The organism is Pirellulales bacterium, from assembly GCA_033762255.1.
In the GTDB taxonomy this organism is placed as follows: Bacteria; Planctomycetota; Planctomycetia; order Pirellulales; family JALHPA01; genus JANRLT01.
The window spans coordinates 1-15,510 of record JANRLT010000012.1; the positions used below are offsets into that span (position 1 = coordinate 1).

Sequence of the window (15,510 nt, forward strand, 5' to 3'; positions counted from 1 at the left end):
GGGCCGCGGTTATTGCGATTGTTGGAGCAGCCAACAGTTTTAACCCGCAATCCCGTCAAAGCCCGCCAAAGTTTGGGCGATTTGGCCGGGAACTGCCAGGGATGGGATTTACTAAAAGAGCCCGCGCCGGTCGCTGCCTTGGATGGGGCGGATGTGGTGTTTCATTTGGCCGGGGAGTCTGTGGCTGGCGGTCGCTGGACATCCGCCCGCAAGCAAGCAATCCGCGATACGCGGGTCACCGGCACAAACAATTTGGTTGCCGGTTTGGCAAAATGTGCGCAAAAGCCACGTGTGCTGGTCTCGGCCTCGGCGGTGGGATATTACGGGGATCGGGGGGATGAGATTCTTAACGAACAGTCCCCGCCGGCCAGTGATTATCTGGCTGAGGTTTGCCTTGCCTGGGAAGAAGCCGCTTTGCAGGCGGAAAAACTTGGTATTCGGGTGGTGACGGCCCGCATCGGCATTGTCCTGGGTAAAAATGGCGGCGCGCTCGCGCAAATGCTTCCCCCCTTTCGCTGGGGAGTGGGAGGACCGCTGGGTAATGGAAAAATGTGGATGCCCTGGGTCCATATCGATGATTTGGCCGGACTGCTTTTGCACGCGGCGGAGCACGAGGGGATTTCCGGAGCGATGAACGCGGTCGCGCCAAATGCCGTGCGTAACGCGGAATTCACCAAAGCCCTAGCCGCCGCCCTCCATCGTCCCGCGTTTTTACCAATTCCCTATTTTGGCCTGCGGGTACTTTTTGGCGAATTTGCCAAGATATTGTTTGCCTCACAGCATGTAGTGCCGCAAGTGGCCAATCAAACGGGTTACGAGTTTTTGTATCCCACTATCGAGTCGGCCCTGGCCGAAGTGATTTTGGGCAAATCAGCCCCCTCCCGACGTCCGGTCCCGTCGCATTCGGCCTAGTTAAATCAGGGTGGAGCTTGCGGTTAATTATATAGGTAATGACGCATTAAAACCGCCTCCGATTATCCAAACCGCTATGCCCCGCACGCATACATTTATTCGCACCCAATTGATCCGCCGCCCGCTGGAAGAGGTGTTTGCCTTTTTTAGCGATGCGGCAAATTTAGAGGTGATCACCCCTCCCTTTTTGCATTTCAAAATACTCTCTCCGCAACCGATTCCCATGCATCCCGGGGCGGTGATTGATTATCAACTGCGGCTGTACGGCGTGACCTTTCGCTGGCGGACCATCATCGAAAGTTATGACCCACCGCGTCGTTTTAGCGATACTCAGGCCCGTGGTCCGTACAAGCTCTGGCATCACACGCATGAATTTTACGAAGTCCCCGAAGGGGTGCTGATGATCGACCGCGTCCGGTATCAAATGCCCTATTGGCTGTTGGGAAACCTGGCCCACGGACTGTTCGTCAAGTCGACCCTGGAGCGGATTTTTGATTATCGCTATGAGCAAATCGCGCGGCTATTGCCGGATGAGTTGCCCGAAAAGGTATTGCAAACGGCTTAGGTCGATGGCATCTCTTTGTGGATTGCGGGAATGAGTTTGCTTCTTATGTAAAGTCCGAAGCCTATTTCATTTATGGTCCTTCAGCCTGATCCGGGGGGGCAAATTGGTCAATCGCCCGGTCGAGCTCTGCCTGCAGAGACTGCATGTCGGCATCGATCCGCTCATCACGGCGATTGTTGAACAGCAGGGCCAAATCCCAATTCTGGCTTTGCCGGACCACGGCGGTGGTGCCAGGTAAGGAACCGAAAAAAATCCAATCCTGGGGATCATCCGCGGGTTGGCGGCGCTGGCCAGAAATCCAATAGTTGCTGAACACCGCGCATAAGGCCGGCGCGGACGCCGATAATCCCCCGTGCGCGTCAAAAAGTTCCATTGTCAGCCCATCCGCCGCGGGGGGATATTCCACTTCCCGGGGTGGCCGTCTTTGTGGATCGCTGCGGGATAAAGCCACAGAACTGATCCGGTGCGGGGTTAACAGATATTTTTCCAGGGCTTGCCAATATGTTCCCCCTGTCGCTGCCTCTATCACGCGTCCCAAGAGGCAATATCCAAAGTTGGAATACGCCGTCCGCTCTCCCGGAGTAAATTGCAAGGGCTGTCCCAGCATGTATCGCACAACCTCACGCGGCGTAGGTTCATCAGTAAGTTTTAGTTCGCGGCGGATTTTTTCCCCGGCAAACATGGGATCTTCCGTCTGATCCCGGTCCCAACCCCCCGTGTGCCGTATGAGCATGTCGAGTGTGATTTGTTCCCAGCGTTTGTCCGCGGGTGCAATCCCAGCCAAATCCGGCGGCAGCTTGGCCATGACCAGATCTCGGGGGGACAGGACTTTGACGGCAAATAATTCTGTCAACAGGGCATGGGTGAGGGGCTTTGTGATACTGGCAATCCGAAACAAGTCGTCCCCCGCGACTGGTATTTTACCCGCCTGATCGCGAGTGCCGCATCCGAACGTATGCAACAGTTTTCCGTGTCGGCTGACGGCCAACGTTGCCGCAGACGCGTTGACCCGCTGTTGAAAGTCCTTTGCGACCTGTTCCAGGCCTTGATAATGATTAGGCAAAGCGTCATTTAGCCTGGTGGGCAGTTCGCCAGGCACGCCCGCCGTCACCTGGGCAGTAATCCCCTTGCCAGAAAGAAAAACCCCGGCCACCAAACCACTTCCTTGGCCTAGAAATTTGCGGCGGGAAAAGCGAAAAATATTGCTCATAGAGTAATTAAGGCCGCCAATCGAAATGTGTCGCTGGTCAGACCGTCGCTCAGGTTGCGGCAGCGGGCGGTTTATCTGGGAAAGGCACTGGCAAAGTGGGATCGGCGGTAGCTAAAACGTCTTTACGCCATTGGCAGATATGTTCGACCAGCGCGGGAAAAAACTGGCTAAAATCTTCCGTCAAGGCGGCATCAAGGGCTTCCAAGTCCTTAATCGCCGGGGCCAGGTCGATTGCCCGCCCCACACGTTCGCTGATGCGCGCGCTCAGTTTGGTAAGCGCGTCCTGAATTCCCCCCAGCCATTGGTAAGAGCCGAGCCGATCCACACGAATCATTGACGACAGCACTTCGCGGGCAAAGGGAGGAAGCTCGGCCAGTCGTTCACTGGCCGCCTGATAAAATTGGCCGGTCACCTGTTCCAGCGTTTCCCCGCAGTATTTCGCCCAATTTTTGGCCAATATATGATCATAATAAATATCGACCAAAATTCCCGCAAAGCGGCTCCAGCAAGCGGGCAAGCGGGCCACGCTGAGCTGAAAGAGGGGATGTGAATCGGTAAAGTTGTCAATTTCGCGATGGCAGCGCAGCCCCAGCTTGTACAAGGGGCCTAAATCGCGGCGATCATGCCCCTTGATGACATCGGCCAGCACATTGCCCATCTGGCATTCGATCGGCGGGTCGGAAAGCAACAGGTGGGCCAGCCAATTCATGATCAAATGGATAAAATGAAATTATTGGCGCCAAAAAGCTGTTGATAGCCGATAAAGTGCTTTATTTTGACATTCTTACGCAAATTTGCCTAGGGGAGGCGTAACCGCGCGGGTTGGTTCAACTTTCCCCTTACCGGGGGGGTGGACACTCGCATGGATTCCCCCGAGAGAAAGGAATATGATAAGAACTGCCCAGCCAATGAGCATATTGCAGTGAATCAATTGGGATGTGCGTGGCTTCCCATGCCTTGTCCGCCGGGGCGGTTCCATTCCGCTAGGTACAGTCAACGCGGGCCCGTTTGCCGCAATTTTTTCAGAATAGTTTGGCAGGAGTGCGATCCATGCGACCCAAACCGCGAAACTGTTTATCCAATCAAAGTTGCTTTTTGGCCATTTTGCTGGTGCTGGGGGAAGGAATGGTCCTGGCGCAGGCTCAGCCGACCAAGGTGAGCGTGGCGGAACTGCGGGAATTATTGGATGCTGGCTGGCAGCCCAGTCTGGCCGCACTGCAACAGAGCGAAGCGACCTATGCGCGGCTCTTGCGCCAACATGCGGGCGATACCGAACTGGATTATGCCTATTTGCTGACGCTCATGCGGCAAAAAAAGTTTGACGAGGCCCTGGCCCACAGCGGAAAAATCATCCTGGTCGATCCGGCGCATCTGCCCACCTGGCGAGCGCGGGTGTGGTTGTTGACCCTGCAAAAAAACTATGCCGCGGCGATTGTCGCGGCCCAATCACTGGCGGATAAGCTGGTTGAAAAGCGGCAACCCCCCCTCCCCCGCGAGCAGGCCCGCGGTTATTGCCAATTCTTGGGGAGGGTGTACGGTTATTTGCGGGGGCCGGCGGCCAAGGATGTCAACGCGGACAAACTGCGCGAGGCTGAAATCAAGCTCACGGGGCGGCTAGGCGCGACGGGGAGCAACTGGTTTAACGAAGGTGTCAAGGAAATCACCGTAAAATTTGCCGCCAGCGACGAAGAGTTGAAAATTACCAAAGCGGAAACGATCGTCGCCGAAAACCAGCGGAAGGAACAGCAAAAAGTCATATTAGCCGAACAAAAAGTGAATGCCGCCGCTGAACAACAACAGCGCGAGGCCGAACTTTCCCAGTTGCAAGCGGAAGCCAACGCTAAGTTGGACCAGATCGACCAACAACTTTCTCCGGCTCAGCGTCAACTGGCCGCCGCCCAGGCAAACTATAACGCCGTTCAAGTGCAGCTAATCGATATTGATGGCTCGCTAAGTTATTGGTCCGTGGCGGCGGCCAATGCCTTGACCCCCTTTGAATACGATCAGGCGATTTACCAGATTCGCCTGTTGGAAAATCAGCGTCGCGGCGTGCTGGCCACCCTGGCGCCGCTGCAAGCGCAACTGAATAGCGCGCTTGCGCAGGTCAATCAACTGCAGGCGCAGCGCGACGCGGTGGTCAACCAATACGGGTCTCAGATCAAAGCCCTGCAAAAGCGGTTGCGGGAATTGGCGGGCCAGCAAAATCGGATCGCCAACGAAGAGAAAAAGGCATTGCAGCCCAGCACCGGCAGCACGACGCAGACACTGTCGATGGCGGGAAAGGTGTACGGCTTTTTGACGTATGAGGAATTCCCGTTCGAGGAAGAACGCCAGCGCCTGGTGGGGCAGTAGGATTGAATAACCCCGGTAGGGGAATTCGCCAGAAAGTAGCGGAATTCGCCAGAATTCCGAAGGCGTGGTAGGGTAGCGGAATTCACCAGAATTCCGCAGCCTTCTCGGAACTTTTTGCAAGTTCCGCTACGTGCTGCAGTGGAATTCGCCAGAATTCCAGTGGGGTGCGGTAGGGACAATAATCCCTTGCTGACGCTGCGGGCTGAGTCACTGGCCCCCTGCTCTACGTCCCACTCATATAACCCACATTCCGCCGATACCATCGGCGGCTTTGTTGTGTTCGCACATGTCCCTTGCTGACGCTGCGGGCATTAGGAACTTTTGCAAGTTCCACTACGTTTACTTTGACGGAGCCGGAAACACCACCAGTGGCTCGTTCCGTTCGGGGTCGTATACGCGTAACAGGCCGTCCTGCCCGCCAATCGCGACCCGTTTGCCATCGGCCGAAACCGCGACGGCATACACAAAGTCCCCCCCTCCACCGTATTGCCGCTCGTTGCCGCCGCTGTCGACATTCGTTAGTCGCAAGTTGCCATCCCCACAAGCCACCATTGCCCGCATGGTGTCGGCGACAAATGCCAGCCCGGTGATTTCCTTATTAAAGCCCTGGATGGTGCGCAGTTGCTCGCCTGACTTAAGGTCCCAAACCTTGATGGCGTTATCCGCGCTGCCGCTCACCAGCGTCCGGCCATCCAACCGCCAGGCAACCCCCAGCACATGATGGGTGTGGCCCTCGAACGCTTTTTGGATCTTGCCGTCGGCCACGGCAAACACCTTGACAAAGCGGTCCGCCCCCCCGGTGGCCAGCAGTTGTCCATCGGGTGAAAACCGCGCGGCATAGATAGTGTCGCTATGCGGATCGGTAAGTTGCCGCACTAACGAGCCATCCACGGGATTCCATAGTTTAATTTCGCCGCTGCGCGAGGGTTCTCCTCCGCCGGACACCAGCAAATTTCCATCCGGGCTAAACTCCAGGGTCAACACACGATCCGCCAGAGTCGCGGGATCATCCGGTTTGCCAATCGTCCGTTCCAATTGCCATTTTTCCTGGGTATTCCACAAAGCCGCGGATTTTTCGCCCGTTAGCGCCAATACACCATTCTCAATTGTTTGCAGCTTGATCACCGGTGATGGCGTGGTCAGCAACACGCCCAACGATTCGCCAGTTTGGGGATTCCAGGCTTGCAATAATCCGTCATCGCCCGTGGTGTAGAGGCTGCCTGTAGAGTTGAAAGCCACGGCGCGAAAGGGTCGATCGGTCTTGCCGGCGGCCTCTTTGCCGGTGTTAAAGGCGGCCTCACTGGCGGTGGCGGCGGCTTCGGCGGTGGTGACGGCCTGCTTGGCTGTTTCCACCTCGGCGGCGGCCTTGGCGGCGGATTGCTCGGCGGCGACGATTCCCCGCTCCGCCGAGGCAAACGCCAGTTCCGCGCTTTTAAGTTGCTCTGTCGGTTGTCGCAGGGCGTTGATCCGTTCTTTCACCCGGTTTTGGGCTTGTTTGACCTGCTCGTCGGCTTGTTGCAGTTTTTGTTTGGCTTGGTTAACTTTTTCCTTGAGTTCGTTGTTATCAGGCGCGGCGGCGGACTCTTTTTCCGCGGCGGCCAGTGCTTCTGGCAAGGGCTTTTGTGCTTCGAGCGCGGCGGCCAGTTCGGCGTCAGCCTTGGCTTTTTCCTCCGTGGGTTGTTTGATCGCTTCCTTCTTTTCCGTTAGTGTTTTCTCGGAAGCGGTTTTTAGCTCTTTGGCTTTGGGGACGGCGTCAGCCTCTTTTTTGGCCAGTTCCTCCGCCCCTTGCAGGTCGCGTTTTTGGTCCTCGATTCGTTTTTTTGCCAAGTTCCAGTCCCGTTCCAGCTTGGCCACGATGAATCGTTGGCGCGAATCCCCCTTAAGTTCCGGAAGTTGCCGCCCGTCGGAGACTTGCCATTGTTTGACAATGTTATTTTCCCCGGCGGAGGCCACGAATTTACCATCCGCGCTCACCGCCACGCCGGTCGCCGGCCCCCCCTGGTTCCATTCAAGTTTTTGATTTTTATCGTCTAAACTCCAGACCCGCACGCTTCCCGAGCCATCCGCCGAAATAAACACGCGGCTAGCCGGGTGTGCGTCCAGTAAAAGGACCGACTGCCCATGATTGCGAAATTCGTGCTCTGGCTTTTGCGGTTCGGCGGGTGGGGGCAACACCGGCGCTTTCCACATGCGAATGACATTATCCCCTTCGGCGGTGAGCAGCTCGTTCCCCTGATTGATGACGCCCAGGGCATGGATCGGGGCGGGGGTTTCGAGTTTACCGACGGCAGCTCCATCCGCCACATTCCAGGCGCATAATTGCTTATCCGCACCGACGGTGTAGAGCTTGGTTCCATCGGGAGAAAACCGCACGCCGGTCACGGCACCCTGGTGGGAAGAGAGCGTCTGTTTGAGAGCTAAAGGATTCAGTTCATAAATCAATACCTGGCCGTTTGGCAGGCCCCAGGCGGCAAATTTCCCATCGGATGTGATCGCCTGGCTGGTGGGTTGCTCGGCGAAAGGGGGAATCTCCGCCAGTTTAGCCGCGGGTTGTTTACGCCAGAGCTTGATCTCGCGAAAGGCTCCGCTGGCCAATAGTTCCCCTTGGGGATGAAATGCCAGCGATTGCACCAGATCCAAATGGGCGATATTTCCCCGGCTCCCCGCCTGGGCTGCCAGCGACGGATCGATCAACCGGGTCAATTCCCTCCCCGAGGCTGTCTGTACCAGGATGATTTCGTTCCCCCGGCCCACCGCCGAAATTCCCCCCGTGGGCGTGATAGCCGCGGCAAAAATGGGGCTGATGCTGTCGGGTAAGGGCTGCCAGTTGAGCGGGATGGCGGATTCCGCTGTCCCCACCGCTCCCTGGTCAATCCACAATTTTAAAATACCAAGTTCCTCGGGAGTCAGGTTTCGCGCGTTAACTTTGTTATCGGCCGGGGGCATGACCGGCTCGTCCTGATGCGCGGCTAATTTGAACAGCAGGCTGGCACCGCTATTTTTAGCCACGATTGCCGGGCCGCTGTCCCCCCCTTTGAGCATGGCGGCGGGAGATTCCAGGATCAGGCTGGCTTCGGCATTGGAGCCGCTATGGCAGGCCAGGCAGTTCTGTCGCAAAATTTTAGCCACTTCGGCATATTCCACAGGCTTGTCGCGTTGGACAGCGGCAACGTCAATTGCGGCGGTTGCTGGTTGGGGGATTGTCAGGATACTGCATGCCAACAATGTACACGCGGTCGCCAAAGCCTTGATTAACAAAGTTTGAGTTGGAGTGGCTGCCATAGTAGTGGTCGCTATAAAAATGAGTCGTAAGCCAAAGTTAATAACAAGGAAGCCAGGGGGTATTAGGGGGGCAAAATTTTTACGGTGATCATCTGCTCCCCTTTCAGTTCCACGCCGTTCCAATTGAGCCGCATGAGGACCGGGAATTGGTGCTCTGCCGGTGGGGGGGCGTCCAGTGCTTCCAGGATCAGCTTTCCTTCATTTTGATCGCGGGGGATCACGACCTCCGCGTTCTTAAGTCCTTTTTTGTCAGCGTTTTCAATGCGAAAACGAATTTCCTCGTTAAACCCATAGAACCGCTCGGTTTTGATGGGAAGTTCCACCTTTTCCTTGGGTTTGAGCTCGATGGTGGTTTTTTCCAGCGTCCACTTAAAGGGATATTCGGCGATTTTGACCGTGACCGGTTGGCTATAGAGCACCACGGGCAAATTGCGGGGCTTGGCGGCATTGATTAATTGATCCGCCTGCGAGACTGTTGTATTTTTGGCGTTCTCAATGATGGCCCGCCGCTGCTGGGTCTCGGTCACGGCTTTTTCCGCGTCCGCCTTGGCTGCCTCCATCGCAGGCTTTTTGGCTAATTCGTCCTGATGGGCTTTTTCGGCGGTTTGTTTAGTTGTGGTGGCCTGCGTGAGTGCGGTTTCAGCCTCGGTCTTGGCCTTGGCAGCGTTTTCCTGATTTCCCTTAAGGCCGGCATCATCCGGCTTTTCACTGGCGGCCTTGGTCGCGGCCTCCAGCGCGGCATTGGCGGCGTTGAGTTTTTCCTGTGCCTGTTGCACGGCTTGATTGGCGTTATTGAGCGCGTCGCCGGTTTGGCGGATCATATTTTCAAGATTTTGCAGCGCCTGGTCGGCGGCGGGTTTGGCCTGCTGGGCCTGCTGAAATTTTTCATCCGCGACCTTAAACTCTTCCAATACAGCGGCTTTCCGTTTTTCGGCGGCTTCGGCTCCCGCGGGATTGCGGCGATAATCCTTCAGATTTGTGCCCAGTTGCAGGGCAAAAGTGTAAGTCCCCGGAACGGCGTTCTCGCGCACTTCCAGAAGGACTTTGCCTTCATTGCTGTCGCCGCCGATGTCCACGTCATTCATGCGGATGCCTTTTGGCAACCCGCCCACATGCACTTTGACCCCTTCCTTGAACTCGCCCCGGCGGTTGAGCTTGATGGGTATTTCCATCCGGCCAGCGCGACTGGTTTCCACCAGCGCGCCCGGACCCACATCCGCCAATAAGGGTTGGCTTTCGCCGGGATTCACCGAGAGGACCAGATCGCCGGTCAAACGGCCCCGGCTACGGATTTGACTGCGATCCTGGGTGCCCCAGACCAAGGAGCCAACCGCAGCCGGATGTTCCACGGGTTTGTCGCCGATTTGTGCGCGACCAACAATCTTGATTGGTCCAGTCCAGGGTTGCACATCGTCGGCGGATTTAAGGACCAGGTTGGCGACCTGGCAGTTTCCTCCCACGACAATTTCCGGGCAGGTGACACCGGCGGGTAGTCCCTCGGCACTGATCCGAATATCCCCATAAAAGTCATCTTGCCGCAGCACATACAGGCGGATACCCTGGGTGCAGCCCTTGCCTAACACCGGCGACCAAAGCGTCACCTGATTGGCGTTTTGCTGATTACGGGGGGGTTCGGCCACGGCCAGCAAGCGAAAGTCGGGCGTGGCGGGCCGGACGATCAGGCGGTACTGCAACTGCGGATTGCCGCGCGATTGATAATACAAGTCCCGCACCAGGATGCGATACGCGCCGGTCTCGGGCACGGTCAGCTTATACACGGTATCGCTGGACGAAAAATCAAAGTTGATCAATTCGCGGATTTCAGGTTCCAATTTGCGGGGATCATCCAAATCGACCAAATCCTGGACACTTTCTTGGCCTTGTTCATTTTTTGTGACCCGTTGCACCAGCAAATAGGGATCGGTCGATTGGCCCAGCCGCTCTGAAATCACCTCAATCCACCAGGTTTCTCCCTTGTTGGCGTTAAAGGTAAAGTAATCTTGATCACCCCGGGCCTGAAATTGCCCCGCAATTTCGCCGGGCACGGCGATCGTCTGCGCGGTGGCGGCATCGTTGTTGGGTTCGGTCTCGAGGGAAACGGGGACTTGGGCGAAAAAGATTTGCACGCCGTTGGCCTGTCCATTGGCCAGGTTGGCGCGGTAGAGATGGCTGTCCAACCCGGCGTCCTGCGGTTCGAGTAAGAGTTCTTGATGAGCGGTGGAAGGGGCCGGCGCGGGGGGGAGCGTGATTTCTTGCTCAATCTGATCAAGGATCGCGCCATCGATCGCTTTGACCGCGCTTTTGGTTCCTCCGGCCAAATTTCGGCCGTACAGAGTGTATTTGGCCGTGCTCCCCGCCAATCCGCTATTAGGCACGATAAATTCCACCCGCGGCGCGGTGCTGACATTGAGGCGATAAACGTGATTTTCGCCCCCGCGAAACAAAAAGTCATATAGTTCCAGGGTGTAAACGCCATCGGCGGGAGCCGTAAAGTCTAGCAGCGGATCGCGGCGCAAAGCGTCATTGGAACGGGCGACTTCGGTACCGGCCTCATTCGTCAGGGCCAAGGTGGCATCCAGGGCCGAATCCGCCCGATAGGCCAAGCATTCAATGAGTACCCGTTGTCCCGCGGCTAGCTTGAACTTAAAAAAGTCGGACCGCTCTTGTTCGACCTTGCCATTGATGATGGTATTGAGCGGAATTTCCTGGGCTTGGTCCCGCTTATCGTTGGGTTCCACTTCGGCCGCCTCGGGATGCGTCTCAACCACGAATGTCCGCGGGTTAGACAGGCCAAATACCCCTTTGGCCCGCACTTCATGATATCCACGGGGAACATCCGGGGCGATTTTTACCACAAACTGTTTTTCCACGGGGGCGGGGGGCTTGTCCAAATAAGGAGAAGCCATTTTTTGCGTCGCGGTTATCCCCGGATGGCTAAAATGCAATTCATGGACGTCATCCAGATCCACTCCCGCGATGAGCACCTCAAACTCGCTCCCGGCCTTGCCGCCAAAGGGGGCGAGTGACGTCAATTGCGTGGTAAAGTACTGCCCCCAAAGCTGCATCGGGCATGTGAGCGCAAAAAACATTAACCAACCTAGGCTCAACGCGGCCCGTGGAGGATAAAAGCGCGGGGCTCGGGGTGCAAATTGTAAAATATTGGGCATTGTTAAATACAGGCGCAGCAGTTGGGCAAGTCGGATCATCGCGTTACCTCCTGTCGTTCAGGGTCGGGCGGATGGAACGAGTGGGGCAATGTCGTGGCGGGAGCCGCGAGTACGTAACGCGGCTGGTAAATATGGCAGAGTCGCCGGGAATACGGCAGTTGTGCACCACCGTATTCCACTAGGCTCACATTCCCGGCGAAGGGAAGGATTAGTGATTGAACAAAAACTCTTTGGTGTTAAGCACCACCCAGATCAAATCCTCGAAAGCGATCTTGTCGTTTTTGATTTTTTCCAAATGTGCTTTGGCAATGGAGAGTTCTTGCGAATTCGGTTTGCGGGCCAGGGCGGCTAAATACAGCTGATCCAGCTTTTGTTCAGGGGAAAGTGTTTTATCTTCAGCAAGTTTATTGGCCCGGCCGTTTGCATTGCTCAGTTTGGCCTGGATTTCCCCGGAATTTAGCAAGTGCAGGCTTTGTGCCAGATTGGCGTCGTTGGTCCGTTCGCACTCGCAGGCACTAGCGCCGTCGGGCTTGCCAAAGACCTGCAAAAAGTATGAATTCACCCCGGTATCCGGTAATTGCGTCGCGCGGATTCCCTCGGGCAAACCGCCAAATTTCGTAGGAGAAGCCGTGACAGTGTCGATGGAATCCAGCAGCACCTCGGCATTCAGCCGCTTGGGATAGTACCGGGCAAAGCTTTGCTTGTCAGCGCCGTTCCATTCGTTAGGCTCGGAGCTGAGTTGGTAGGTATTCGACAGGCAAATCGTCCGAATCAGATCCTTGAGGTTGAAGCCGCTTTTAATAAAGTGCTGCGCGAGCGCCTCGAGCAATTCGGGATTGCTGGGAGGATTGGTCACCCGCATGTCATCCTCGGGATCGACCAAACCGCGGCTAAAAAAGTGCTTCCAATAGCGATTGACCAGCGCCGGGGCAAAGAACTTGTTGTCCGGCGCGGCCATCCAATCGACAAGGGCGTGGCGCGGGTCCTGTTCAACGGTCAGGTCCATCGGGGCCGCGTCCAGTCCCGCGGGCTTGACCGCCGCGCCGGTCTTGGTGTTGGTTGATTGCGCCAGTCCGCGCTGGTGAAATATCTTATCTTCCCCTTGAACCGCCCCGGGCTTGCGTCCCACCCGGCTAAAAAACGCGTTCAAACTAAAGTAGTCCTGTTGGCTCCACTTTTCAAAGGGATGATGGTGGCAATGGGCGCATTGAATGCGCATGCCTAAGAACAGTTGCGCTGTGTCTTCTTGTTGTTGAATCGAGTCCTTGACCTCGCGGTACCATACCACCGGGGGATGATCGGTCGCATCGCCGCTGGCGGCGATGATCTCTCGCACGAACTGATCATAGGGCTTGTTCTCGTTCAGGCTTTGGCGAATCCAGGCATAAAACAGGTATGTCCCCCGTGTCTGCGATTCTTGCCGCTTCTTGTTGCGCAGGACCGCGCTCCATTTATTGGCAAAGAAATCCGCGTAGTCGCTGCTGGCCAACAGACGGTCAACCAGCTTCTCGCGCTTGGCCGGGTCGGCATCGGCGATAAAAGCCTCGGTTTCGGCAATGCTGGGTAAGCGGCCCGTGATATCGATCGAGACTCGGCGGATAAACGTGTTATCGTCGCAAATCTTGGACGGCGGAATGCCTAGTTGCTTCCACTGCGCGGCAACCAAATCGTCAATGAAATTCTTACTGGGGGGTAAATTCTCAACCGGTGCGCCCAGCGGAATCATCGCCCGAAACACCGCCACTTGTCCCTGAAAGCGGGCCATGATCGCCACCGCGCCGGTCAGATCGTTCGTTTTTACCAGCCCCAACGGTGTGCAACTGGCCATTTCGGGATCGTTGGCGTCAAACTGCGCCAGATTTGTCACGTCCTTGGTCGTGCCATCGGTGTAGTGGGCCGTTACGGTGATTTGCTGTTCGGCCTGGGGGCCAAGAGTACGGCTGGCGGGCGTGACTTGAATTTTTGCCACGGTGGGATCCTCAGGCTTGCCATATGGCATTCCCTGGTCGATCCAACGCTTGAGTACGCGATATCCGGGGCTACCCTGTTCGATGCGCGCTCCCCCGCCATGCGGCGCTGCGCCAATCGCCTTTAGTAGTAACAGGCTCCGCTCGGGCGCGGCGGGAAAGATTCGCCGCCCACGCGCTTCCTTAACCAAATGCTCAAAATCTTCGCGTGGTTCAAAGCCCAGCAAAGAGAGTTTAAAGCCGTTTTGGCCGCTGGCCTTGCCATGACAGCCGCCGCTGTTGCAAGAATACTTGGTAAAAACTGGAACAACCTCGTTGGCAAAGTTGACCGGCACATCCTGAACCAAGTTTTTAACTTCTACCCGCGTGGTGGCTGTTTTGCCACTGGCGTGCTGGATTTTGATCGTGGCTTGACCTTCTTTGGCCGGCATGACCAACCCCGTGGAGTCGATTGTGACCACATCGGCCGGCTCGGCTGAATAAGCCACCTGACGACTAAAGTCGCGAAGTTGGCCGGAGCTATAATGCCCCGTCACCACTAGTTGCTGCCGCGAATCCCGCCCCGCCAGGGTAAAAGAGTCCGCGCTAGGCAGGCCAAATTCCACCGTGATTTGTTGTAATTCGCCGGGATCCCCTAGTCCCGGCGCGGTCCGCACAGGGGGGACTGGATCTTCCGCCCTCAGTAGGTCGGTATCATGAACGGCAAATGACATTGCTATTGCCAAAAATAGCAAACCGCTTGGCAACATCCTGAATCCTGAAAGCATGGTCATTCCTCCCACGTATCAGTTAGAACACGAATCAATCTGTTTTTTACGGATATAACCCCGGCGACAGTTCTGGAAAAACTCGCGCGGGACGTTATACAATCTGGTAGGCAACTATCTGGCGGGCAGACATATTCCGGCGGGTAGGAAAAATTGCACCAGGGGCTTTTCAACTTACAACAGCCAGTTGCTCAGCCATCCCGGCGACAATTTTTCCAATTCCTGCATTATTTCTGCTGCGTAACAAACTTGCAAGCAAATTTTATCTTTGCCAGCAGTTAACCAAGTCTGAAAATGACGATCCAAAAATTAATTTCCCCCTCTTTACGGCAAGGGAGACTCATCAACAGAGCGATTTTATGTTGAAATATGTCACGATAGCCAAAAAGGTTACGAAAATCAGAAGGTTACTTTTAATCTAATCGCTTATGCTGAATAGGTTTGCGGTCATTTTTTACCTGCGATTAATTCCAGCCCCTTGCATTACACTTATACGAATTGCCACCAATACACTGGGATTTTTCCTTTGTTGCTACAAAAGAGCTTGTGACTTATGGCCACGACCGCTCCTTCCCGCTTTTTTCCTCCTGCCGATTGGGCCGATCCGCAAGGTTTGGTCTTTATTGGCGGAAAGCTCACTCCCACCTGGCTTCTCGATGCGTATCGGCATGGCATTTTTCCCTGGCCGCTATTGCCGGATCACGCCGAAATGTTGTGGTGGTCCCCCGATCCGCGGGCGATCTTTGAATTTGACAGCTTTTATGTTTCCCGGCGATTGGCCCGCACGGTGCGCAGTGGCAAGTTTACCGTGACCAGCGATCAGGCCTTTGCCCAGGTGCTGCATGGTTGCGCCACCGCGCAGGACCGGACGGGAGAGACCTGGTTGACGGCGGAACTGCAAGCGGCCTACGGAGAACTGCATCAGTTGGGCCATGCGCACAGCGTGGAGGTCTGGCATGCGGGAGAACTGGCGGGGGGGACTTACGGCGTATCCGTGGGCGGGTTATTTGCCGCGGAATCGATGTTTCATTATATGACGGACGCTTCGAAGGTGGCGCTGGCGGTATTATTGCCACATCTTAGGCGGCAAGGGTATCAGTTAGTCGATATCCAGCAACTGACGAACCACACGGCTAGCCTGGGGGCCATTGAGATCCCCCGCCGGGAATACCTGCGGCGGTTGAACCAGGCGCTGCGCGTGCCAGCGCGGTTTGGGAGTCTGGGGTGAGGGGGGAGTTTGGAGTTTGGAGGATGGAGCTTGGAGGATGGAGTTTGGAGAGGCGAGAGT

The 15,510-nt window shown here is 56.1% G+C and carries 9 protein-coding genes; 4 read left to right on the forward strand and 5 right to left on the reverse strand.

Annotated features, from left to right (window positions below):
* Together SFX18_03420 and SFX18_03425 are read left to right on the forward strand one after the other, a co-directional pair.
* Positions 1-912, forward strand: a 912-nt coding sequence (locus SFX18_03420; GenBank protein MDX1962176.1) for a TIGR01777 family oxidoreductase, incomplete at its 5' end; no start/stop codon positions are given.
* A gap of 76 nt (positions 913-988) precedes the next feature.
* Positions 989-1,477: an SRPBCC family protein gene (locus SFX18_03425; protein ID MDX1962177.1), complete on the forward strand. Its 489-nt coding sequence runs from the start codon at positions 989-991 to the stop codon at positions 1,475-1,477.
* 70 nt (positions 1,478-1,547) lie between these two features.
* Here the strand turns inward: SFX18_03425 and SFX18_03430 are convergent, their stop codons facing one another.
* Entirely contained in the window at positions 1,548-2,687 is a 1,140-nt protein-coding gene (locus tag SFX18_03430) for a serine hydrolase domain-containing protein (GenBank protein ID MDX1962178.1), read from the reverse strand.
* A gap of 49 nt (positions 2,688-2,736) precedes the next feature.
* The gene (locus SFX18_03435) at positions 2,737-3,396 is read right to left on the reverse strand and encodes an ACP phosphodiesterase (protein MDX1962179.1); all 660 of its coding nucleotides are present in this window, start codon (positions 3,394-3,396) and stop codon (positions 2,737-2,739) included.
* Between the two features lie 341 nt (positions 3,397-3,737).
* Here SFX18_03435 and SFX18_03440 point away from each other — a divergent pair, with 341 nt between their 5' ends.
* Entirely contained in the window at positions 3,738-5,039 is a 1,302-nt protein-coding gene (locus SFX18_03440; GenBank protein MDX1962180.1) for a hypothetical protein, read from the forward strand.
* Between the two features lie 339 nt (positions 5,040-5,378).
* Here the strand turns inward: SFX18_03440 and SFX18_03445 are convergent, their stop codons facing one another.
* From SFX18_03445 to SFX18_03455, 3 genes are all read right to left on the reverse strand, one after another.
* Complete coding sequence (locus SFX18_03445) at positions 5,379-8,321, reverse strand: c-type cytochrome domain-containing protein (GenBank protein MDX1962181.1); 2,943 nt, start codon at positions 8,319-8,321, stop codon at positions 5,379-5,381.
* Between the two features lie 62 nt (positions 8,322-8,383).
* Positions 8,384-11,527: a PPC domain-containing protein gene (locus tag SFX18_03450; protein MDX1962182.1), complete on the reverse strand. Its 3,144-nt coding sequence runs from the start codon at positions 11,525-11,527 to the stop codon at positions 8,384-8,386.
* A 169-nt stretch (positions 11,528-11,696) separates the two neighbouring features.
* Complete coding sequence (locus tag SFX18_03455; GenBank protein MDX1962183.1) at positions 11,697-14,168, reverse strand: DUF1549 domain-containing protein; 2,472 nt, start codon at positions 14,166-14,168, stop codon at positions 11,697-11,699.
* 607 nt (positions 14,169-14,775) lie between these two features.
* Here SFX18_03455 and aat point away from each other — a divergent pair.
* On the forward strand, positions 14,776-15,450 hold the full coding sequence (gene aat / locus SFX18_03460) for a leucyl/phenylalanyl-tRNA--protein transferase (protein ID MDX1962184.1): 675 nt from the start codon (positions 14,776-14,778) through the stop codon (positions 15,448-15,450).
* The last annotated feature ends 60 nt before the right edge of the window (positions 15,451-15,510 follow it).

Excerpts from the sequence above, each read along its gene's own strand:
- SFX18_03425 (MDX1962177.1), top strand. The coding sequence starts at position 989 with ATGCCCCGCACGCATACATTTATTCGCACCCAATTGATCCGCCGCCCG.
- SFX18_03430 (MDX1962178.1), bottom strand. The coding sequence starts at position 2,687 with ATGAGCAATATTTTTCGCTTTTCCCGCCGCAAATTTCTAGGCCAAGGA.
- SFX18_03435 (MDX1962179.1), bottom strand. The coding sequence starts at position 3,396 with ATGAATTGGCTGGCCCACCTGTTGCTTTCCGACCCGCCGATCGAATGC.
- SFX18_03440 (MDX1962180.1), top strand. The coding sequence starts at position 3,738 with ATGCGACCCAAACCGCGAAACTGTTTATCCAATCAAAGTTGCTTTTTG.
- SFX18_03445 (MDX1962181.1), bottom strand. The coding sequence starts at position 8,321 with ATGGCAGCCACTCCAACTCAAACTTTGTTAATCAAGGCTTTGGCGACC.
- SFX18_03450 (MDX1962182.1), bottom strand. The coding sequence starts at position 11,527 with ATGATCCGACTTGCCCAACTGCTGCGCCTGTATTTAACAATGCCCAAT.
- SFX18_03455 (MDX1962183.1), bottom strand. The coding sequence starts at position 14,168 with ATGTCATTTGCCGTTCATGATACCGACCTACTGAGGGCGGAAGATCCA.
- aat (MDX1962184.1), top strand. The coding sequence starts at position 14,776 with ATGGCCACGACCGCTCCTTCCCGCTTTTTTCCTCCTGCCGATTGGGCC.